The sequence below is a fragment of the Negativicutes bacterium genome (genome assembly GCA_021372785.1).
In the GTDB taxonomy this organism is placed as follows: Bacteria; Bacillota; JAAYKD01; order JAAYKD01; family JAAYKD01; genus JAJFTT01.
In genome coordinates this window covers 1-22,176 of the sequence record JAJFTT010000065.1, presented here as the reverse complement: position 1 = coordinate 22,176, position 22,176 = coordinate 1, and the positions used below count along the sequence as shown (strand labels likewise).

Below are 22,176 nucleotides of genomic sequence, written 5' to 3'. Positions count from 1 at the left end.
CTCGTTTTTTGCTACTAAACTTTTTCGTTTGGTTCAATTTTTGCCTGATCACTGACTTTTTTCATGAGGTCGATTAATTCAGAGCCATGCGCAATGGAATCATCGTAGAGAATCACGACATCCGGCGTATAACGTAAACCAACCGCCCGGCCAATGGCAGAACGAATCAAACCTTTGGCACTTTCCAACCCTTGCATGGTAGCTTTTTGCTCTGCTTCCGAGCCTAAAACACTGACATAGATTTTGACCAAACGTAAATCGCCGCTGACCTCGACATCGGAAATGCTGACAAAACCGATGCGAGGATCACGCAGGTCATTCAGGATCAATTCGCTGACGACTTGTTTAATAATCTCAGCAAGACGCAAAGCTCTTTGTTTCATCGCATTTCTCTCCTTCGGGGAAAATTAGAGATCGGTCCGTTTGACTTCTTCTTTAATATAAACTTCAAAACGGTCGCCGGTTTTGATGTCGTTGAAACGTTCCAACATGATACCGCATTCGTAACCGGCAGCCACTTCTTTGACATCGTCTTTTAAGCGGCGGAGTGAATCAATTTCGCCTTCAAAGACAACAGCGCCGTCACGGATCACACGCACCAAAGAATTGCGCGTCACTTTACCGTCGTTGACATAGCAGCCGGCAATATTACCGACCTTGGAAATTCGGAAGATCTCGCGGACTTCCACATGTCCGATAATCGTGTCTTTAATCACAGGGGACAGCAATCCCTTCATCGCGGCTTTCACATCATCAATAATTTCATAGATGATGCGGTAAGTCCGGATATCAATCGATTGCTGGTCGGCTATCTTTTGAGCATTTTGATCCGGCCGCATGTTGAAACCGATGATAATGGCATGCGAGGCGCTGGCCAGCATAACATCTGTTTCCGAAATGGCACCAACGCCGGTATGCACGATATTGACTTTGATTTCCGGTGTGGAGAGTTTTTCCAAGGCGTTTTTGATGGCATCAATGGAGCCAAAGACATCCGCTTTCAGGATCAGATTGAGGTCTTTCACTTCACCGGTGGACATTTGAGCAAACAAATCTTCCAGGGTGACGCGGCTTGATTGTTTTTGTTCTTCGATTTTTTGATTGGAAGCCCGCATTTCCGCCAGTTGTCTGGCCTGACGTTCATCTTCTACCACGTAGAAAGAATCACTGGAATCCGGTACTTCACTCAAACCAACCACTTCCACCGGGGTGGAAGGTCCGGCTTTTTTAATGCGTCTGCCTTTATCGTCGATCATGGCACGTACTTTGCCAAATGTTTTGCCGACAATGATCACATCACCAATATTCAAAGTGCCTTTATGTACTAAAACCGTTGCGACCGGTCCGCGGCCTTTGTCCAGTTTGGATTCGATGACCGTTCCGACCGCTTTACGATTCGGATTGGCTTTCAGTTCCATAATCTCGGAGAGCAGAATAATGCTTTCCAGTAAAGTATCGATTCCTTCATGCGTAGTGGCAGAAACCGGCACCATCATGGTGTCGCCGCCCCACTCTTCCGCTACTAAGGCATATTCGGTCAGCTGCTGCTTCACACGTTCCGGTTGGGCATTGCTGCGATCAATTTTATTGATCGCCACGATGATTGGGACTTTTGCCGCTTTGGCGTGGTTGATTGCTTCAATGGTCTGCGGCATGACGCCATCGTCGGCGGCAACAACCAAAACAGCGATATCCGTGACCTGAGCTCCGCGGGCACGCATAGCGGTAAATGCCGCATGTCCGGGGGTATCCAGGAACGTGATTTTTTTCCCTTTGATCTCTGTGGTATATGCGCCGATAGCCTGCGTGATACCGCCGGCTTCGCGCGCAGCCACACTGGTGGAACGAATTGCATCCAATAAAGAAGTTTTGCCGTGATCAACGTGGCCCATGACGGTGACGACCGGCGGACGCGGCAGCAGATTTTCTTCGGCATCGGTTTCGTCTTCAATAATCGTTTCCGGGTTAAAGGCTGCTTTGGGAGCAATCACTGTGCTGCCGAATTCTTCGACGACCAGCGTTGCGGTATCCAAATCGATTTCCTGATTCATGGTGGCCATGACGCCAAACTTCATCATTTTTTTGATCACAGAAGCGGCATCGGTTTTCAGCAAATCTGCCAAACCCTTGACTGTTACGGTTCCCCCCAGTTCGATATGGCTGGGAATTTGTGTATTCAGAACTTTTTCCACAATTTTGCTGCGATTATTCGGTTTACGGCCGGTTTTATTGGCGCGGCCGGCACGTGCCGCTTCGCCATCGGAAGAAAACATGCGATCTTGGGTACGATAGCGTTCATCGGAGTATTTTCGGTCCTTTTTGACCATCTTATTACCGGTTGTGACCGGCTGCGCAATCTGCGGCGGCGGCGGCACTACCGTCGGACGACCGGAGCGTTGCTGACGATTATCTGTTCTGGCAGCCGAATTTTGCTGCATACCCGAACGCGACGGGTAGGCTGGGCGCTGACCGTCACCCTGCGGTCGCGGCGTATAAGGAGGGCGCTGGGCGTCTCCCTGCGGACGCGGCGTGTAAGGAGGGCGCTGGGCGTCTCCCTGCGGGCGCGGCGTATAAGGCGGGCGCTGGGCGTCTCCCTGCGGGCGCGGCGTATAAGGCGGGCGCTGGGCGTCTCCCTGCGGACGCGCTGTATAAGGCGGGCGCTGACCGTCTCCCTGCGGGCGCGGCGGATAGGCCGGGCGCTGGGCGTCTCCCTGCGGGCGCGGCGGATAGGCCGTGCGCTGGGCGTCTCCCTGCGGGCGCGCTGTATCAGTACGCGGATATTGCGGTCTGGTTCCATCCGGACGCGTGCCGGCTGGCTGATTCGGACGTTGATTCGCGTAAGTACTGCCGGCTTGACTCTGAGCCGGCTGCAGCGGTCTTGCCGATGCAGGCCTGACGCCGGCAGCCGTCACTTTGGTCTGTGCTTCGCCTGGCGGCAAAGCAGAAGCAAGCTCCTCCCTGGCTGTACTGCTTGTTTCGGTCTTGGCATTGGGCAGCGCTTCCGCTGATTTGGTTTCGGTCTGTACAGGCAAAACTTGCGCTGGCTGATTCAGCGCTTCCGGTTGAACCGCAGCCTGTTTGGCACTCTCTTTGGCTGCTTCTGCCTGTGCTTCTTTTTCTGCTTTCAGCGCGGACTTTTTGGCTTTTTCTCGTATAATGACATCAGAAACTGCTTTTTCCACAGAATCTTCAATCAATGTTTCATTGGTTACATCAGGGATTTCCAGCGCAGTCAAGAGACTTCCGATCAACTTGCTGGAAACTTTTAATTTTTTTGCTAATTCATTGACAGTGATATTACCCATCGAGCCACCTCCATTTTTCGGTAAATTACCAGATCCGGTTATAGAATAGACTTGACCCCTCCTAATCGAATGATCGATAGTCTGCATCAATGTAGAAACGAAGGAACACTGAAAAACAGAGAGATGATTTTATTTTAATCTCAGGTCAGGTTGCGAAACGAGACCAAGCCTTGTCGCCAAAGCTTCCTGCTCCGTAATCTGGGCCTGTAATCTCGCAATGAGTTCGGCGGATAATTCTGATTTTAAGGCTTTTTGCATCCGTTTTGCTTTGACAGCCTGGGCAAAGCATTCTGAGCGCGGGCAAAGATAAACACCCCTGCCGGACTGTTTGCCCTTCAGGTCCAAGAGGATCTCCCCTTCGGGAGTTCTGACAATGCGGATCAATGCACGTTTTTCATGCATCTCCTGGCAGCCTACGCACAGGCGCTGCGGTGTTTTCTTTTGCTTCATCTACATCACCCACTTTTATTCCTGTCTGATGACAGGTTCTGCCTTTATCTGATTTTCACTTTTAATATCGATTTTATATCCTGTCAGTTTGGCAGCAAGGCGAACATTTTGTCCTTCTTTACCAATTGCTAAGGATAGTTGATAATCCGGTACGACAACTCTGGCTGACTTACCGTCTTCATTGAGGACAACCGAAATTGTTTTAGCCGGACTGAGGGCATTGGCGATATACTCGGCCGGATCAGGGGAATACTTGACGATATCAATTTTTTCACCCTTCAACTCATTGACTACCGCCTGGACGCGGGCGCCTTTGGGTCCGACACAAGAGCCGACCGGATCCACATTCTCATCTTTCGAGTAGACAGACACTTTCGAGCGCTGTCCGGCTTCGCGGGCAACGGCTTTCATCTCGATTGTACCATCGTATAGTTCCGGTACTTCCAGTTCAAATAAGCGGCGCAAAAGACCGGGATGAGAACGTGACGCGACAATTTGAGGACCTTTGGGTGAGCGTTTCACTTCAACCACAAAAAAACTCATTTTCTGTCCTAATTGATATTCTTCACCGGCTACCTGTTCCCCTGCCGGCAGCAATGCTTCCACCTGATTCTCCAATTCCACAATGATATTTTTATGTTCGAAGCGCTGAATCATACCGCCCAGGATATCCCCTTCGCGTTCCGCATACTGATCATAAACCGAACCTCTTTCCGCTTCCCGCAGGCGCTGCACGACAACCTGTTTTGCGGTTTGAGCGGCAATTCTGCCAAAATCACGCGGCGTCACTTCGGTCTCAATCACATCATTCAGCTGATAATTGGGATTGAGAATCCGGGCGTTTTCCAATGTCTCTTCACTCTTGAGGTCTTTGATTTCAGCGACAATCGTTTTTTTGGCATAGACGTGGATCGCACCGGTTAACTGATCAATGCTGACCCGCACATTGGCGGTATTGTTGAAATTCCGTTTATAAGCCGATATGATTGCTTGCTCAATCGTTTTGTTTAAAACGTCTTCAGAGATATTTTTCTCACGTGCGACGGCACGCAGCGCTTCTATGAATTCGGTATTCATGCACTTACGACTCCTTCTGATCTGTCAGGTAACTGATTTCGCTCTATCTGTTCCAATCAATTTCCAATTGGATTTTTTTGATCGCTGCCCGCGGGATGACAACCTGATTTCCATTCTGCTCCAGGGTGATGCTATCCTGTTCAAATGCCGACAGATAACCCACCAGTGTTTTTTGCTCCAGCACGGCTTTTCTGCAAATCACTTTCACCAGAGACCCAAGAAAACGCTGCAGATCGCGATCATGACGCAGCTCACGCTCCAAACCCGGCGAAGAAACCTCCAGGTAGTAATTGCTGCGAATGGGATCAGCCTCATCCAGGGCAGGATCAATGGCTTTGCTGAATTTCTCACAATCTTCATGACTGATCTGATCCGGGTGATCAATGGTAATACGTAGAATTAAATGACCCATTTCTCTAAGCAGCTGCACCTGATAAATTTCATAACCAAGTTCAGAAGCAATTTTTTCCGCGATTTCTTTGCATCGTTCCAGAGGTGTTTTCATCGATCATCATTCCTTTACACAAAGAAGAGAGAGTGGGAATTCCCACTCTCGACTATTTGATATGATTATAGCATAGATTTACTGCCTTTGCAATAAGCAATCGAAAAATAACAGCAAAATCGCTCAAAATGGCAGTGCCTTGTTATTTTGCTTCACTTTGCGGCTGATAAGCTTGTATTGCAGCTGCCAGATGCTCCAGATATTGAGCAGGTTCGAGTATCTCTTTGATTTCACCATGCACAAACAGCAAAGCTTTCTCTTTTCCGAGGGCTAAGCCAATATCAGCTTCGCGCGCTTCCGCCGGACCGTTTACTTCACACCCCATCACGGCAACGGTTAAGAAAGGTCCCTGATAACTGCGCAGCATTTTTTCGACCTCTGCCGCAATGCCATAGACATCGCCTTTGCGTCTGCCGCAGGTCGGACAGGATATCAGGCGAGCGCCGCGCTGACGCAAATCGAGGTTATTCAAAATCTGCCAGCCTACCCGCACTTCTTCCAAAGGGCTGCCGGATAAAGAAACCCGGATGGTGTCACCCAATCCCTCCGCCAGCAAGATACCAAGCCCGACGGAAGAGCGAATGATACCCGTATTGGGTGGCCCTGCTTCGGTGATCCCCAAATGCAGCGGATAATCACATTCTTTTGCAACCAAACGATACGCTTCCACCGTATCCAACACATTGGAAGCCTTCAGGGAGAGGACAATATCCTCGAAAGCATTTTTCTGCAGCAAGGCGACATGCTGTAAGGCGCTCTCCACCAAAGCAGCCGCCGAAGGATGCCGGTATTTTTCCAGAATGGAGCGTTCCAGCGATCCGCCGTTCACGCCGATCCGAATCGGAATCCCTTGGCTCTTGGCGGCATCGGCCACTGCCTTCACCCGCTCATCGCTGCCGATATTGCCCGGATTAATTCTGAGCTTATCGATCCCTTGCCGGATCGCCTCCAGAGCGAGCCGGTAATCAAAATGAATGTCCGCCACCAGCGGCAGCTGGGTTTGCGCTTTGATTTTTCCGATCGCTTCGGCTGCTTCCCAGTCGACCACTGCGACCCGTACGATTTCACAACCGGCCGCCGCCAATTCGCGTATCTGGGCCACCGTAGCCGCTATATTTCTGGTGTCGGTATCACACATGGACTGTACCAGAACGGGAGATCCTGCTCCGATCTGAGTACTGCCGATCTTTATTTTTCTGGTTTGCTGCCGCAGCATCGCGTTCACCTGCTTTGCTTTATTTTAACCGCGTAAATTGATGATATCGCGGAAAGAAACAAAAATAATCAAACTAAAAATCAGGACGAAACCAACGATGCTGATCCTGCTTTCCAGTTTCGCGCTGATTTTTTTACCGCGGATCATTTCTAATAAGACGATCATCGTTTTGCCGCCGTCCAAAGCCGGCAAAGGCAGCAGATTGACAATACCCAGATTGATACTAAGGTAGGCAAGGAACCAAACAAGATTGGTAAAACCTGTTTGCGCTACCTGACCGGTCACAGAAACAATACCAATCGGACCAACCAAACTGTTTAAACCATCCCGAGAGAAAATCTGCGTAAAGGCAGCCAGGGTCTCTGTGATAAAGGTCAGCGTACTCGTCACACCAGCCTGCAGACTCTTCCAGACAGCGAATTTTTCCAAACCGCTGGAAATGCCGATGACGCCTCTGCCCTCACTGTTCAGGACCGGTTTGAGGTTAAACTGCAGCCGCTCGCCATCCCGTTCTATTTCCACCAAAATACTTTTATCGCCAGAAGGCGAGATCAGGGCGGTAACATCGCTCCATAATTTGACTTCCTTCCCGTCAACAGAAAGCAGGCGGTCTCCAATCTGCATCCCTGCCGCTTCCGCCGCCCCGCCCGGCAAGAGCGCAGCAATCACCGGCTGATTGCTGGCGACTCCGGAGAAGAAAGCGATCAAGGTAAAAATCAAAGCGGCAAAGATGAAATTGAACAGCGGTCCGGCCAGTGAAATAAAGCCTCTTTTATACGCCGCTGCGTTCAGATAATCGTTGTTGACCGCTGTTGCTTCTTCGTCGTCCTCCGGATCTGCAAACATCACAAAGGCGCCGACCGGGATCGCCCGCAGCGCATAGCGGGTCTTCCCTCTCTTGACGGAAGCGATGCGGGGTCCCATGCCGACGGCAAATTCATCCGCCTGAATACCAAAACAGCGCGCTGTCAGAAAATGTCCCGATTCATGAATCACAACCAACAAACCAAAACCAAGAATCGCCACGATTATTGATACGAACAGTCCGATCATCTCCTACTCATGCTTTCTTTTCTGAGGTCATACTGCAGATGGCAGCCCGGGTTTGAGCTCTTGCCCAATTGTCAGAAGCAATGATATGATCATAGGTTGCCGGCAAATTTTCTCTTACCTGCGCTAAAATCGTTTCTACCAGCGGAATGATCTGCAGAAAGGAAATCTTCTCTTCTAAAAATGCCGCCACGGCCACCTCATTGGCGGCGCTCATCACCGCGGGCAGGATACCGCCGCCCAGCAGTGCGCTGCGTGCAATCTGCAAGGCGGGAAAACGCTCCCGATCCGGTTCGGCAAATTCCAGGCCGGAAAGTGTCTGCCAATCCAGTCTGGGAATTGGCAAACAGATTCGCTCCGGATAAGACAAAGCATAGGCAATCGGCATCCGCATATCGGGATTGCCCAGATGCCAAAACATCGAACCATCCACATAGCTGACCATGGCATGCACGATGCTTTGCGGATGAATCGCGATCTCCAGTTGCTCCGGTTTCAGATTAAATAGCCAGCGCGCTTCAATCACTTCCAACCCCTTGTTCATCAAAGTAGCCGAATCGACCGACAGTTTTTTTCCCATATGCCAGCGCGGATGCTGAATTGCCTCTGTAGGGGTAACAGCGGCCAATTCTGCCCTGCTTTTTTGGTAGAATGGTCCGCCCGAAGCAGTCAGGATGACTTTCTCCACTTCGTTCGGATTGCCGTGCAAACATTGAAAGATCGCGGAATGCTCGCTGTCAACCGGAAAAATCACAGCGTGATGCTCTGCCGCCGTGGCTTGCAATAAAGCGCCGGCCGCGACAATCGGTTCTTTGTTCGCCAAAGCGACTCTCTGACCGACCTTCAGCGCAGCCAGGATCGGCTGCAGACCGACAAAACCAATCAGTGCTGCCACAAGGCAATCCACCGGCACTTGCGCTAATTCGATCAGCCCCGCTTCGCCGTAAACGACCTGTAAAGCGGGGAACTCTTGCCGTAAGAGCAGCGCATCTGTGGTTTGCGAGACTGCGACGATGCGCGGCTGAAACTGATGGATCTGCGCCCGCAGCAAAGCCAGATTGCGGTTGGCCGATAAACCAACGACGCAGAAGCGTTCGGGACAGGCCGCAATCACCGACAGGGTTTGCGTACCAATGGAACCGGTGGAACCCAGAACGGTTATTTTACGCATGCGCGACACCTCTTACAATACAAAGTGTTTGAAAATCAGCACTATAAAAACAACCAGCAGGAAGGAATCAAAACGATCCAGCACACCGCCGTGCCCCGGCAGCAATCTCCCGGAATCCTTGACACCATACTCCCGTTTGATCGTGGATTCGGCCAGATCTCCGGCTTGCGCTGTCAAACCGCCGAACAAACCCATGATGGCAAAACCAGGAATTGACTGATCTAAAATAAAAGCAGCCACAATCATAGAAGATATGCTGCCCAACAAGCCGGCAATAATTCCCTCGACACTCTTTTGGGGGCTGATCTCTGGAAAAGGATGATTCTTACCAAAGAAATAACCCCCCAGATAGGCAAATATATCATAGGACCAGGTCAAAACAGCAATCACCAGAATCCAGGCCAAACCATCCTCGCCGAACCGCAGATCACAGGCCAACCAAAACGGGATGATCAGATACATTGCGATAAAACAATTCATTGCCAGACTCGGCAATGAAAAAGCGGGAAAGAGCAGAACTTTTTTACAAAATAAAAAGATCAGGAAGCCGAAAAAGAACCAAACCAAACTCATCTCCGAAAAAGGCTGTGAGAAAAAAACGGCGCAGCTCAGTAAGGTGATGGCCGGCAGGTCAACCTGAATTCCCGCTGGCTCCACCATATTCTTCATCTCATTGGCACCCAGCATGATCAGGCCGATAAACAGCAGGCGCAGCGGCCAGGATCCCAAATAAACCACAGCAAGAAAAATCGGTGCCCAGATGCAAATTGTGACAGTCCTTTGAAACAAAATCTGCTCGCCTCCGTTTCCTGCATTGGTTTTATTTACTTGGCGTTGCCAAATCGTCTGTCTCTCTGCTGATATTGCGCAATGATTTTCGTCAAAACATCCCCATTGATCTCCGGCCAAAGTTCGGGAGCAAAATAGAATTCACTGTAGGCGGATTCCCAGAGCAAAAAATTGGAGAGCCGCTGTTCTCCGCTGGTGCGAATGATCAGATCCGGGTCGGGCAGCTCCGGATGATCCAGGTAAGTACGAATTGTATTCTCATTGATCTCTTCCGGAGTAACAGCAGCATTTTTTAGATTTTCAGCCAGGCGGCGCACAGCGCGTACGATTTCATCACGGCCGCCATAATTGAAGGCCAGGTTGACCACTAAGCCGGTGTTGGCCGCGGTCATCTTCACACCTCGGCCGATTGCTTCCAGTGTTTTGAGCGGCAGATGTTCGTCTGAGCCAGTTACGATCAATTTTATGTTGTTTTTCATCATTTCCGGCAGATCCTGATCAATAAATTCGACAGGAAGATTCATCAGAAAATTGACTTCTTCCGGCGAACGTGACCAATTCTCAGTGGAAAAGGCATAAAAGGTGACAACCTCGATGCCAAGTTGTCCGCAGGAGCGAATCACCCGGCGCATCGCTTCCAGGCCGGCACGATGGCCGAAGGTTCGCGGCATACCACGGCGCCTGGCCCAGCGTCCGTTGCCATCCATGATAAAAGCAATATGACGCGGAGTTTTCGTCTCCTTCTTACTGCCCGTTTTATCGAATGTTTGTTCTTCCCTCATCGCTTGCTCCTTCGGCAATTCGATCTCCTTTGCCATGCCGGCAGAAGTAGCTGAACTGCCGGCAGGTAACCCTGGCCTTCCGGCGCAGTCACCCTTCCGGCAGTTCAGTTCCTTCAAACCTCACTGCTCAATCTGTGAGATGATCCTCCTAGACAGCCATGATATCCTTTTCTTTGTTGCTGACGATTGTGTCGACTTCCCTGATATATTTATCGGTTTTCTTTTGACATTCTTCCTGTGCCTGTTTTACATCATCTTCGGTAAATTCCTTGGATTTCTCCAATTTTTTTGCTTCCTCATTGGCTTCGCGGCGAATATTACGCAAAGCAACTTTTGCTTCTTCCGCCTTTTTTTCAACTGTTTTGCATAATTCTTTGCGGCGCTGTTCGGTTAAAGCGGGAACAACAAGACGAATAACGATCCCATCGTTGGAAGGATTCAAACCGAGATCCGCGGTAAGAATCGCTTTTTCAATGGCTTTGATCAAGTTTTTATCCCAGGGTTGTATCACTATGGTTCTTGCATCCGGACAGGAGATGTTACCGACCTGAGCCAGTGGTGTGGCAGCCCCGTAATAATCGACCGTTACTTTTTCCAGGATGCCGGGATTGGCCCGGCCGGCTCGCACAGAAATCAGATCTTTTTTTAAAGCTGCAATTGTTTTTTCCATCCGTTCATCAATTCTCTTTAAATAGTCTTTCATTTGTTCTCCCCTCCTATATAAGTTCCAATCGGTTCACCCAGGATCGCTTTCTTCATATTCCCGGGAATGGATAAGCGAAAGACAATAATCGGAATATCATTATCCATACATAAAGAAATGGCGGTGGCATCCATCGCCTTCAAACCTTGATTGAGTACATCCTGAAAGGTAATATGATCATATTTTATCGCTTGTGGATTGAGCATCGGATCGGAGTCATAGACGCCGTTCACTTCGCCGGTCGCCTTAAAAACAATTTCAGCGTTAATTTCAGCCGCACGCAGCGCCGCTACGGTATCCGTTGTAAAATAGGGATTGCCTGTGCCGGCCGCGAAAATCACGACTCTGCCTTTTTCCAGATGACGGATCGCTCTCCTGCGGATGTACGGTTCGGCTACCTCCCGCATTTCAATCGCACTCTGTACTCTGGTAACGACTCCGATTGATTCCAAAGCGCCTTGCAGTGCCATGGAGTTCATTACCGTTGCCAGCATACCCATATAGTCGGCAGTCGCCCGGTCAATACCGAGGGTTTGACTGCCTTTCACGCCCCGCCAAATATTACCGCCGCCGACCACGAGAGCCAATTCAACACCCATTTCCGTTATTTCTTTGATCTGACTTGCAATGCTGCTTAATGTTTTGGAATCATAACCGAATTTGTTCTCTCCGGGTTTTCCTTCTCCCGCCAGTGCTTCACCGGAAAGTTTAAGCACGACACGGTGATATTTCAGTTGCATAGCCAACGCCTCCCAGCTTTTGGTATACTCAAAAGGAACATCCGAGACAGATGTTCCTTCTTGAATGCTCTATACTTTTTCGCCTTCGGGATTGGTTACACCTTCCCCAATTTCAAATCGGGTAAAAGATTTCACGTTAATCGCGCAGCCGGTTTCTTTCGCCACCTTGGCGATTAACTTGGCGATTGTCAATTCGCTGTCCTTAACAAACACCTGGTTCTGCAGGCAAATCTCTTCGTAGAATTTGCGCACACGACCTTCGACCATGCGTTCCGCAATATTGGCGGGTTTGCCTTCGTTGATTGCCTGCGCCAGATAGATTTCCTTTTCTTTGGCAACCAATTCGGCGGGTACGTCTTCCGGCGCGATATACTGGGCGCGGCTGGCGGCAACCTGCAAAGACAAGTCATGAATCAATTCCTTGATTGCTTCTTTTTCTTTACAGGCGGCATCGGATAACCCTAACTCCACCAGAACGCCGATTTTGCCGGCGCCGTGAATATAAAGGTCCAGCAGTGAATTGGCTTCCACAGCGTAAAAAGCCAGGCGGCGCACCGTCATATTCTCACCGATGGTAGCGATCTTATTGGTTAAGGAAGCTTGAATTGTACCCTCGCCATACGGCTGCGCCAAAAGCTCTTCCACCGTGGTGATTTTTTGATCGATGATCAGAGCGGCCATATCCCTGACCCAAGCCTGGAAGTCGTCATTCTTGGCAACAAAGTCGGTTTCACAGTTGACTTCAATTAGAGAAGCAAATTGACCTTCGATTTTCCCAACAATCAAACCTTGCTTCGCAGCGCGGCCGGCTTTTTTGGCGGCAGCGGAAAGACCTTTCTCACGCAGATACTCAATGGCTTTTTCTATATCCCCGTCGCATTCCTGCAGCGCACGTTTGCAGTCCATCATACCAACGCTGGTACGATCGCGCAATTCTTTTACAATAGCGGCAGTTATCATTTTTAAATCTCCCTTCGATTTCTAATGTCCGGCAAGCTTGCCGGAAAAAGATCGGTCCATAGGGAATTTCCCTACGGGCCGATCCCCCAATGCTTCTTAATTCAGTTATTCAGCCATCGATTCGCCTTGACGGCCTTCGATGATCGCGTCCGCGATCTTGGAAGCCAGCAACTTGACGGCACGGATGGCATCGTCGTTACCGGGAATCACATAATCCACTTCATCAGGATCGCAGTTCGTATCCACGATGGCTACAACCGGGATGCCCAACCGTTTGGCTTCGGAAATTGCATTTTTTTCTTTGCGGGGATCGATTACAAACAGAGCGTCCGGTAATTTGGTCATGCTGCTGATGCCGCCCAAGAACTTCTCCAATTTTTCCATTTCATGGCGCAGATTAATGACTTCTTTTTTGGGTAATACTTCGAAAGTACCGTTTTCTGCCATCACGCGCAATTCCTGTAAACGATGAATGCGTTTCTGAATTGTTTGGAAATTGGTCAGTGTTCCGCCCAACCAACGTTGGTTGACGAAGTACATTTCACAGCGTTTGGATTCTTCCTCCATCGCTTCCTGTGCTTGTTTTTTAGTACCGACAAAAAGCACGGTGCCGCCCTCTTGAGAGACCTGACGGATAAAAGCATAGGCTTGTTCAATTTTCTTTACAGTCTTCTGCAGATCAATAATGTAGATCCCGTTTCTTTCTGTAAAGATGTAGGGTGCCATTTTGGGATTCCAGCGCCGGGTTTGATGGCCGAAATGGACACCGGCTTCGAGTAATTGTTTCATGGAAATGACAGACATGGTGTCACCTCCTCCCTTCCTTTGGTTTTTTCCTCCGCTGCTTCATCTAAGCCGCCTCACTTTGCAAGTCCTGCAAAGCACCGCGAGACCGCTTATCGGCCGGCGTGTGTATTAACACCAAGAGTTATTATAACAAGAGCACAGCCGTTTAGCAAGAGGATTTTTCCCTCTTATTTCAGAGAATTCAATCTGGAATTATCTCTGTCCGCCAGGAATTCATACTTTCCAAGGCGCGTTTGGCATAAAACTGATTTCTCAATCGCTTATCTTTAATTTTTTTCTCCGGCGGCGGCATGATGCCGAAGACAGCATTCATCGGCTGAAAACTCTTGCCCGCTTCGTGCGTAACATAATGGATCAGCGCTCCCAGCATGGTCTGCCCAGGCGGTAAGATTGGCATCTCCTGCCGCAGATAGCGTACCGCGTTGATTCCACAGAGCAAACCGCTGGCGGCCGATTCGATATAACCTTCCACACCGGTCATCTGACCGGCGAAAAATAGATGCGGATGTTCTTGCGCTTGCAGGGTGGCTGTCAGCAGCCTGGGTGTATTTAAAAAAGTGTTCCTATGCATCACACCGTAACGCACAAACTCGGCCTGCTCCAAACCGGGAATCATCCGGAACACCCGTTCCTGTTCCCCAAAGCGTAAATTGGTCTGAAAGCCAACCAAACCGTAGAGATCGGCCGCCTGATTATCCTGGCGAAGCTGCAGCACGGCATAAGGCAATTCTGTTTTGCACGGGTCCCGCAAGCCAATCGGTTTCAGCGGTCCGAAGGCGAGTGTATCTTTGCCGCGCAGCGCCAATTCTTCCACCGGAATGCAGCCGTCAAAAAAGTGACCTCTTTCAAAATCATGCAGCGGATGCTGCTCCGCCCGAACCAATTCCTGCCAAAAACGAGTGTATTCTGCTTCACTGAAAGCACAGTTGAGATAATCGGCTTCGCCTTTATCATAACGGGAGGCCCGGTAAATTTTCTTGTGATCCAACGATTCCGCTGTGACAATCGGAGCAGCCGCATCATAAAAATAGAGGTGTTCTTCTCCAAAAAGCTGCTGCAGATGCTGCAGCAAGGCTGCTGAAGTCAAGGGGCCGCTGGCCACAATCCAAGGTTCCGCGGACTGCAGCGGCAGCGTTGTCACTTCTTCGCGAATGACTGTAATATTGGGGTGCTGCTCGATCGCCTGCGTGACAGCCGCGGCAAACGCCGCGCGATCGACCGCCAGGGCTTGCCCGGCGGGAACCTGATTGGCATCCGCGGCGTGCAGGATCAGCGAATCCAATAAACGCATTTCCGCTTTTAAGAGTCCTGCCGCGTTGTCCGTTTTGGCCGATTTTAAAGAATTGCTGCAGACCAATTCGGCCAAAAAAGAGGATTGGTGCGCCGGAGAGACTTTGACAGGACGCATTTCATGTAAAACTACCTTTACACCGCGCTGAGCAGCCTGCCAGGCCGCTTCCGATCCGGCTAAACCGCCACCCACCACATGGATACCTGCTGCCATCTCAAACCTCCTCCTGTTCTTCTTCCAAGACCACAACCTCTTCTCCCGCGCATTCCGGTTTGATGCAGCGATAGGTAACGGTTCCTTTTTTTTGATTGATTTTTTGACTCATCCCCAAATTGCCGCAAAGCGGGCAGACCCGTTCGACCGGTTTTTCCCACGTCACAAACTTACATTCGGGATAACGGCTGCAGCCGTAGAAAGGGCGGCCGCTTTTTCGGCTTCTTCTTTCCACAATCTTCCCCTCACCGCACTGCGGACAGAGAAGATGCAGATCCTCGCTGAGATTTTTGGTGTTTTTGCATTCCGGGTAACCGGGACATGCTAAGAAGGAACCGAAACGGCCGTGCTTGATCACCATGTTGCGGCCGCACAATTCACAGATCACATCCGTCACTTCATCAGCAATTTCCTGAACCGGTATCTCCTGTTCCGCCGCTGTCAACTGCACAGAGAAAGGCTGATAAAAAGCGTCGATTGCTTCCTGCCAAAGCAGATTTCCTTCTTCGACCCGATCCAATTCGCTTTCCATATCAGCGGTAAAAGCGGAATCAATCACGGTGTGAAAATGCTCTTTCAACATTTGCGTGACAGCGATCCCAAGTTCGGTCGGCCAAAACCGTCGTTCTTTTCTTTCCACATAACGGCGTTTCAGGATGGTTTCAATGGTTGGCGCGTAGGTACTGGGACGTCCGATCCCGAGTTCCTCCATTGTTTTGATCAATAAGGCCTCGTTATAGCGAACCGGACTCTGCGTAAAATGCTGCTGCGGCAGCCATTGCTCCACGGCAATTTCCTGTCCGATCTCGAAGAGAGGCAGAAAACCGACTTCATCGTCGCTCTCGTCTTCTTCCGGCTTCAACAGCTGCAAAAAGCCCGGAAATTGAATCATGGAACCGTTGACCCGAAAAACCGCAGACTGATTCTGCAGATCCGCCGTGACATAATCATATTTCGCCGCAGCGCACTGGCTGGCCAGAAAACGCTCCCAAACCAGTTTGTAAAGTTTATATTGATCCTTGCTTAAAGAAGGCAGCAACCGCTCCGGTTCCCGCCAAACATCAGTGGGACGAATCGCTTCATGCGCTTCCTGCGCACCGCGCCGGGCGGGGAAAGTACGCTTCTGCTCTAAACAGTAATCCCTCCCAAATTTCTGCAGCAGGTATTGTTGGGATTGATCGTAAGCCAAATCTGAAATACTCACCGAATCGGTACGAATATATGTAAACAGACCGACCGGACCTTCGTCGTTCAGGTCGATCCCTTCGTAGAGTTGCTGGGCCAGCATCATTGTTTTTTTGGCGGTAAAGCCGAAACGCTTGGCGGCTTCCTGCTGTAAGGTACTGGTCGTGAAAGGAGCCGCCGGCTGTCTGCTTCTCTCCCCTTTTTTCAGAGTCCAAACAGTACAGGTTGGTTCCAGCTGGTTCAGAATTTGCTCAGTCTCCGCCTGCGTCGATAGCTGCGGCTGCTTACCCTGATATTCCGTCAGTTTTGCTTCGAAATGCTGCTGATTGAAAGTGAGCTTTGCCGCCAGCGTCCAATACTCTTCCGGGACAAATGCTTTGATTTCCTCTTCCCGATCACAAATCATGGCCACCGCCACCGACTGTACACGACCGGCGCTTAAGCCGTAACGCAGTTTTCGCCAGAGCAGCGGACTCAATTGATAACCAACAATGCGGTCCATCACTCTTCTCGCTTGCTGCGCGTTGACATAATTCAGATTAATCGGTCTGGGATTCTGCAGCGCCGCTTTCACCGCTTTTTCTGTAATCTCGTGAAACTCAATCCGGCAATTGCTGCCGGGATCAATGCCCAGCAAAGTGGATAAATGCCAGGAAATCGCTTCTCCTTCGCGATCGGGGTCCGTTGCCAGATAAACGCGTTTGGCTTTTTTGGCCGCAGCTTTCAATTCTTTGATCAAATCGCCTTTGCCGCGAATGGTAATATATTTCGGCTCATATTGATTGGCCAAATCAATACCGAACTGGCTTTTGGGCAAGTCTCTTAAGTGACCCATGGTTGCTTTGACCTGATAGCGGCCGTTCAGAAACTGACTGATGGTTCTTGCTTTTGCCGGAGATTCTACGATAATCAGATTATCTGCCATATCATTCATCAACTCTCTTTTAATCTACTAACTTTTTGAATTTTGATTTTCAGTGATTCAGCACAGGATCCTTCTTATCATAACCGCAGAAAAGCGCTTTGACAAGCCCCAATCTGCTTGACTAGTTTTTTTTTGTATAATAACCTCCGGTTAACCCTTGCGCGAAACCCATCAATTCCAGCTGCAATAACTCTGCCGAGACGAGACCAACCGGCAGTTGCAACTGCAAAGACAATTGATCGAGATGCCGCGGTTCCGCCTCCAGTTCATTCCAAATTTTCTGCTGCATCAGGCTCAAAGCCACTTCCGGTTCAGACGATACCGCCGTCCCGGCCGCTTTTGGGGGCAGCAAAAATTGAAATTCCTCGATGATATCGTCCAAAGAGGAAACCAATTTGGCGCCCTGACGGATCAACGCATGACAGCCTTGGGAATTCTCGGAATAGATACTGCCCGGGACAGCAAAAACTTCTCTGCCCTGTTCCAGGGCACAATTAACGGTGATCAGGGAGCCGCTGGTTGCTTTGGCCTCCACAACGACAACCCCCAAACTCATACCGGATATGATGCGATTCCTGGCCGGAAAGAAACCGGCATTGGGAATTTGGTCAAACGCATATTCGCTCAAAAGAGCGCCGCTTTCCCGAATCTGTTCCGCCAGCTTCAGATGTTCCGCCGGATAAATAGTATCGTGACCGCAGCCGAAAACGGCGTAGGTAGCCCCCTTCTTCAACGCTCCGCGATGCGCTGCTCCGTCGATCCCGCGCGCCAGACCGCTGACCACCACAAAGCCGCATTCCGCCAGCCCTTCCGCCAGCATTTCCGCCGCGTTTTTACCGTAGTGGCTGGCTTGTCTGGAACCGACTACCGCAATGCAGGAAGATTCGGGCAGCAAATTTCCCTGCAAATACAGACAAGCGGGCGGATCGGGAATCTGCAGCAATTCTCTGGGATACGCTTTATCTGCTCTGGTCAGCAGTCGAATCCTGCGTTTCTGCAGCTCGTTGTAAAATTGCTCCGGCTGCAAGCCCGCTTTCCTTTCGGCGACTTCCCGCCATTGCTGCTCGCTGAGACGGATGACGGCACGCCACTCCGCCAAATTCGCCAGCCAGGCGGTTTTGGCGTCACCGAAAAAGGCAAGCAGCTGTTCGGCTCTGCTTCTGCCGATATGGATCAAGCGGAACAGGCAGCCCAAGTAATAACGTTCCTCCGTATCGGTCAGAACCATCTTCAAGACCGCCTCCTTTCCTTTGCCGCAAAGATCCACTCATCCAAACAAAGCGGTTTTAAGCACAGATAATCAGCGGCAACCAATTGATACCGGGTCTGCCGCAGCTTTCCGTTGAAACCGGTTTGACCATCCGGGCCGTGCAGATGTCCGTAGATGCACAGTTTGACTTGAAACTCATCCAACAATTGTGTAAAACCGGAAATTTCATTTTTTTCATTCATCGGCGGAAAATGCAGCATCGCGATCAAAGGGCGCTCACAATCTTTTACCTGCTGTAAAACAAGCCGCAGCCGCTGCACCTCGCGCAGATACAGTTTCTCATCCCGCGCCGCTGTATAAGCGCCGGAGCCGGGACACAGCCAACCCTTGGTGGCAACTAACGTAAATTCTCCGGTCGTAATAGTTTGACGGTCTGCCGCCTGGATACTGTCCGGCAGGAACTCCTGCATTTTCTGATGCGAAAGCCAATAATAATCATGGTTGCCTCTGCCGATCAATTTTTTACCCGGCAAACGATCGAGAAAAGCAAAATCCTGAGCGGCATCCGCCAAGCGCATTCCCCAGCTGATATCACCGGGAATCAGAACCCAGTCTTCCGGGCGAACAACAGCGCGCCAATTTTCTTCTAAGCGCTCGGCATGGTGCTGCCAGCGCAACCCGAAGACATCCATCGGTTTGCTGCCGTCTGAAGACAAATGCAAATCGGAAATGGCATAAACTGACATAGTCGACTCCTTATTTAAAATATTTCTGATCCAAACCGCGATAGCCGATGGCTTCCGCCAGATGGATGGCTTCAATTGCTTCCCTTCCCGCCAAATCGGCGATGGTGCGCGCAACTTTCAGAATGCGGTCATAGGCGCGGGCGCTGAGATTCAGTTTGCGAAAGGCGGTATTCAAGAGCTGTTGGCAGTCGTTGGAAAGCTTACAGTATTGTTTGATTTGTTTTGCGCGCATCGCCGCGTTACAGGTCAGCTCGTTCGCTGAAAAACGCTCCTGCTGGATCTGCCGGGCAATCTCCACTCTTTGGCGAATGCTTTCTGAGTTTTCTGATGGCGTGATCGATGTGATATCGCGATAGGTCAAACGCGGCACATCCACTAAAAGATCGATGCGATCCAAGAGCGGTCCCGAGATCCTGCCCTGGTATTGTCGAATCGCCTGTTCGCTGCAAGTACAGGCATGCTGTAAATCGCCATAATAACCGCAGGGACAGGGGTTCATCGCCGCAACCAGCATAAATTGTGTGGGATAGGTATAAGAACCGCTGGCACGGGCAAGCGTAACCTTGCCGTCTTCCATGGGTTGGCGCAGCAATTCCAATACATCTTTGCGAAATTCGGGTAATTCGTCCAGGAATAGAACGCCGTGATGCGCCAGGCTCACTTCACCGGGACGCGGATTGCCTCCGCCGCCCACTAACCCCGCGTTGCTGATGGAATGATGCGGCGAGCGAAAAGGCCGCTGCCGGATCAAACCGCTTGTATTGTTGAGCAACCCGGCAACGCTCGCCACCTGGGTTACTTCCAGCGCTTCCGCAAAACTCATCTGCGGCAGAATAGAGGGGATGCATTTGGCCAGCATCGTTTTGCCGCTGCCCGGGCTGCCGATCATCAGCAGATTATGCCCGCCGGCGGCGGCAACTTCCAGGGCTCTTTTGGCAGCCAGCTGACCTTTCACTTCCATAAAATCACACTGTGCCGGCGAATTTTCCGATTCCGGCTCCGGTTGGCAGGCAGCGGCGCTCAATAATTCACCTCTTAAATACAGACTCAAATCAGAGAAGTTCTGAAAGGCAAAAACCGCCAGATCCCGGACCAATGCCGCTTCCCGGCGGTTTTCATAAGGTACGATCAAACGTTTGACGCCAAGTTTCGCTGCGTTGATCGCCCTCGCCAGCACACCGGGCACTGCTCGGATGCGGCCATCCAGGGCGAGTTCTCCAATAAAAACCGTATCAGCATATTCAATTGCCGGTATCTGACCCGAAGCGGCTGCAATACCGACCGCCATCGGCAAGTCAAAGCCAATGCCATCCTTTTTCACATTGGCCGGCGCCAGGTTGACAACGATATGGTGGGAGGGAAATTGCAGACCGGAATTCTGAAAGGCAAGACGTAAACGATCTTTGGCTTCCCGAATGGAAAGGTCCGGCAGACCGACGATATCAAAGTTGGGTAATCCTTGCGAGCGAACCGATACCTCGATCTCAATCAGGATCCCATCCAAAGCCTGCAGGCTGATCCCGTTTATTTTCGCTAACATCCCGCCATCCCCCCTCTTCTGACCAAAGCAAAGTGTCCGTCCGCGTGCAGTGAGCAAAGACAGTATCGCCGCCAACAATTGCGAGGTAATCGCTGTTTCCACTCTAAAAACACCGATATGAACTGTTTTCTTTGAGCATTCTGGATGATTCAGACAAATTCCTCTTTTCAGTCGGATAAATTCATAATATTTCTTCAGATGTTATTTTATACCATACCGTATAGTCAATGACGCTTTACTGCGGCAGCTTACTGTCTGATCGCCCCCGGTTTGCCAGCTGTGCTGCCCTCAGAAGAACTTGATCACTCTATTGAAATAAGTCAGGGCCTTCATCAATCTCTCTCTCAGCCTATTTTACGGCAATACTTCCTGATAAGAAAGTAAACTATAAAACCGGGAAATTTCTTTTTTGTTGCATTTCCCTCACTGTGGTGTAAAATATAAGCATTCCAAAGCGAACGCCTGACTCCGGCAGCCTTACATCTGACTTAAGGTTATCGCTAAAGTAGTTCGCTTTCTTTTGTTTTCAAGCCGGATGACAATCAAGCATTGGCAACCGACGGATCAATGATTGCTGATGGCCTGTCATCCGGAGGGGAAAGAGCCCGCACAGTATCCTCCGGCGTCACATGTGCGGGCATGTAGGTCGCCTGCGGGACGCCGGAGTTCTGAGCGTTCGATTGAATATCATTGGGGGGAAAAATGCTTAAATCCACAAAAAAAATTCATCTACTGTTAATCATCACAGGAACCCTTTTTATTTCAGCGGGTATATTTCATACGAATCTTTGGTTCGATGAAACGTTTTCCGTATCTTTGGCAAGTCATAGTTTTCGTGAAATTTGGTCCATAACGGCGAACGATGTGCACCCTCCACTGTATTATTGGATGTTAAGAGTCCTTTCTCTGATTTTTGGCAAGAATATCCTCATCTACAGACTTTTTTCTATGCTTGGAATCGCCTCGTTTGCCTCTTTGGGATATACGCATATCCGAAACGATCTGGGAGAAAAAGCCGGCATCACCTTTTCTTTCCTGGCGTTTTTTCTGCCTGTCATGTGCATCTATGCCAACGAAATAAGAATGTACTCATGGACTATGGTTTTTGTCACGCTTGCCTTTATTTATGCTTACAGGATCTTAAAAACAGGCACCAAGACGTATTGGTGCCTGTTTACACTCTTCAGTTTGGCAAGCGCTTACACCCATTATTATGGTTTATTAGCGGTTGGAATGATCAACGCCGCACTGTTTGTTTATCTCTGCCTGGGAAAGCAGATCAATCAGTTAAAGCTCTTTCTGATTGCAGCTTCGATTCAAATCTTGCTCTATCTGCCCTGGCTCTTCATCCTGATCAAACAATTGCATGGTTTATCGGCCGGTTTCTGGATCGAATTAACATTCCCTAAAACTTTAATTCAGATCATCAGTTTCCAATTTGGAGGAGATCTCGCTACGGCCGGCGTGATTCACACCAATATCGCCTTTGCGATTGCCGTTATTCTCTATTG

The 22,176-nt window shown here is 50.1% G+C and carries 19 protein-coding genes and 1 pseudogene; 1 reads left to right on the top strand and 19 read right to left on the bottom strand.

Annotation, left to right across the window (positions count from 1 at the left end):
- Nucleotides 1-14 precede the first annotated feature (14 nt).
- From rbfA to LLG09_07920, 19 genes and pseudogenes are all read right to left on the bottom strand, one after another.
- Nucleotides 15-383 (bottom strand): 30S ribosome-binding factor RbfA, encoded by a 369-nt coding sequence (gene rbfA / locus LLG09_08010; GenBank protein MCE5197052.1) that lies wholly within the window; start codon nucleotides 381-383, stop codon nucleotides 15-17.
- 24 nt (nucleotides 384-407) lie between these two features.
- Nucleotides 408-3,305: a translation initiation factor IF-2 gene (gene infB / locus LLG09_08005; GenBank protein MCE5197051.1), complete on the bottom strand. Its 2,898-nt coding sequence runs from the start codon at nucleotides 3,303-3,305 to the stop codon at nucleotides 408-410.
- Nucleotides 3,306-3,434: 129 nt separating this feature from the next.
- Nucleotides 3,435-3,755 (bottom strand): YlxR family protein, encoded by a 321-nt coding sequence (locus LLG09_08000; GenBank protein ID MCE5197050.1) that lies wholly within the window; start codon nucleotides 3,753-3,755, stop codon nucleotides 3,435-3,437.
- 27 nt (nucleotides 3,756-3,782) lie between these two features.
- A pseudogene (gene nusA / locus LLG09_07995) lies at nucleotides 3,783-4,832 on the bottom strand (transcription termination factor NusA).
- 43 nt (nucleotides 4,833-4,875) lie between these two features.
- Nucleotides 4,876-5,337: a ribosome maturation factor RimP gene (locus tag LLG09_07990; GenBank protein MCE5197049.1), complete on the bottom strand. Its 462-nt coding sequence runs from the start codon at nucleotides 5,335-5,337 to the stop codon at nucleotides 4,876-4,878.
- Between the two features lie 142 nt (nucleotides 5,338-5,479).
- Complete coding sequence (gene ispG / locus LLG09_07985; GenBank protein MCE5197048.1) at nucleotides 5,480-6,553, bottom strand: flavodoxin-dependent (E)-4-hydroxy-3-methylbut-2-enyl-diphosphate synthase; 1,074 nt, start codon at nucleotides 6,551-6,553, stop codon at nucleotides 5,480-5,482.
- 24 nt (nucleotides 6,554-6,577) lie between these two features.
- Nucleotides 6,578-7,606, bottom strand: coding sequence for an RIP metalloprotease RseP (rseP, locus tag LLG09_07980; protein ID MCE5197047.1), 1,029 nt, complete (start codon nucleotides 7,604-7,606; stop codon nucleotides 6,578-6,580).
- A 7-nt stretch (nucleotides 7,607-7,613) separates the two neighbouring features.
- Nucleotides 7,614-8,774 (bottom strand): 1-deoxy-D-xylulose-5-phosphate reductoisomerase, encoded by a 1,161-nt coding sequence (locus LLG09_07975; protein ID MCE5197046.1) that lies wholly within the window; start codon nucleotides 8,772-8,774, stop codon nucleotides 7,614-7,616.
- Between the two features lie 12 nt (nucleotides 8,775-8,786).
- The gene (locus LLG09_07970) at nucleotides 8,787-9,563 is read right to left on the bottom strand and encodes a phosphatidate cytidylyltransferase (protein ID MCE5197045.1); all 777 of its coding nucleotides are present in this window, start codon (nucleotides 9,561-9,563) and stop codon (nucleotides 8,787-8,789) included.
- 35 nt (nucleotides 9,564-9,598) lie between these two features.
- Complete coding sequence (locus tag LLG09_07965; GenBank protein MCE5197044.1) at nucleotides 9,599-10,345, bottom strand: isoprenyl transferase; 747 nt, start codon at nucleotides 10,343-10,345, stop codon at nucleotides 9,599-9,601.
- Nucleotides 10,346-10,493: 148 nt separating this feature from the next.
- Nucleotides 10,494-11,048 carry a ribosome recycling factor gene (frr, locus tag LLG09_07960; protein MCE5197043.1) on the bottom strand — a complete coding sequence of 185 codons (555 nt, stop codon included), beginning with the start codon at nucleotides 11,046-11,048 and terminating at the stop codon, nucleotides 10,494-10,496.
- Nucleotides 11,045-11,788: a UMP kinase gene (gene pyrH, locus LLG09_07955; GenBank protein ID MCE5197042.1), complete on the bottom strand. Its 744-nt coding sequence runs from the start codon at nucleotides 11,786-11,788 to the stop codon at nucleotides 11,045-11,047. Before pyrH ends, frr begins: the two co-directional genes overlap by 4 nt.
- A gap of 69 nt (nucleotides 11,789-11,857) precedes the next feature.
- Nucleotides 11,858-12,748 (bottom strand): translation elongation factor Ts, encoded by an 891-nt coding sequence (gene tsf / locus LLG09_07950; GenBank protein ID MCE5197041.1) that lies wholly within the window; start codon nucleotides 12,746-12,748, stop codon nucleotides 11,858-11,860.
- A 105-nt stretch (nucleotides 12,749-12,853) separates the two neighbouring features.
- Nucleotides 12,854-13,552, bottom strand: coding sequence for a 30S ribosomal protein S2 (rpsB, locus tag LLG09_07945; protein MCE5197040.1), 699 nt, complete (start codon nucleotides 13,550-13,552; stop codon nucleotides 12,854-12,856).
- A gap of 184 nt (nucleotides 13,553-13,736) precedes the next feature.
- Nucleotides 13,737-15,059, bottom strand: coding sequence for a methylenetetrahydrofolate--tRNA-(uracil(54)-C(5))-methyltransferase (FADH(2)-oxidizing) TrmFO (trmFO, locus tag LLG09_07940; GenBank protein ID MCE5197039.1), 1,323 nt, complete (start codon nucleotides 15,057-15,059; stop codon nucleotides 13,737-13,739).
- A gap of 1 nt (nucleotide 15,060) precedes the next feature.
- Nucleotides 15,061-17,178, bottom strand: coding sequence for a type I DNA topoisomerase (gene topA, locus LLG09_07935; GenBank protein MCE5197038.1), 2,118 nt, complete (start codon nucleotides 17,176-17,178; stop codon nucleotides 15,061-15,063).
- A gap of 112 nt (nucleotides 17,179-17,290) precedes the next feature.
- Nucleotides 17,291-18,397 (bottom strand): DNA-processing protein DprA, encoded by a 1,107-nt coding sequence (gene dprA, locus LLG09_07930; protein ID MCE5197037.1) that lies wholly within the window; start codon nucleotides 18,395-18,397, stop codon nucleotides 17,291-17,293.
- A 2-nt stretch (nucleotides 18,398-18,399) separates the two neighbouring features.
- Nucleotides 18,400-19,125 carry a metallophosphoesterase gene (locus tag LLG09_07925; GenBank protein ID MCE5197036.1) on the bottom strand — a complete coding sequence of 242 codons (726 nt, stop codon included), beginning with the start codon at nucleotides 19,123-19,125 and terminating at the stop codon, nucleotides 18,400-18,402.
- Between the two features lie 10 nt (nucleotides 19,126-19,135).
- Nucleotides 19,136-20,665 (bottom strand): YifB family Mg chelatase-like AAA ATPase, encoded by a 1,530-nt coding sequence (locus LLG09_07920; GenBank protein ID MCE5197035.1) that lies wholly within the window; start codon nucleotides 20,663-20,665, stop codon nucleotides 19,136-19,138.
- A 702-nt stretch (nucleotides 20,666-21,367) separates the two neighbouring features.
- On the opposite strand from LLG09_07920, the gene LLG09_07915 reads away from it, so the two are divergent.
- Nucleotides 21,368-22,176: glycosyltransferase family 39 protein (locus LLG09_07915; protein MCE5197034.1), on the top strand; the 809-nt coding region annotated here is incomplete at its 3' end.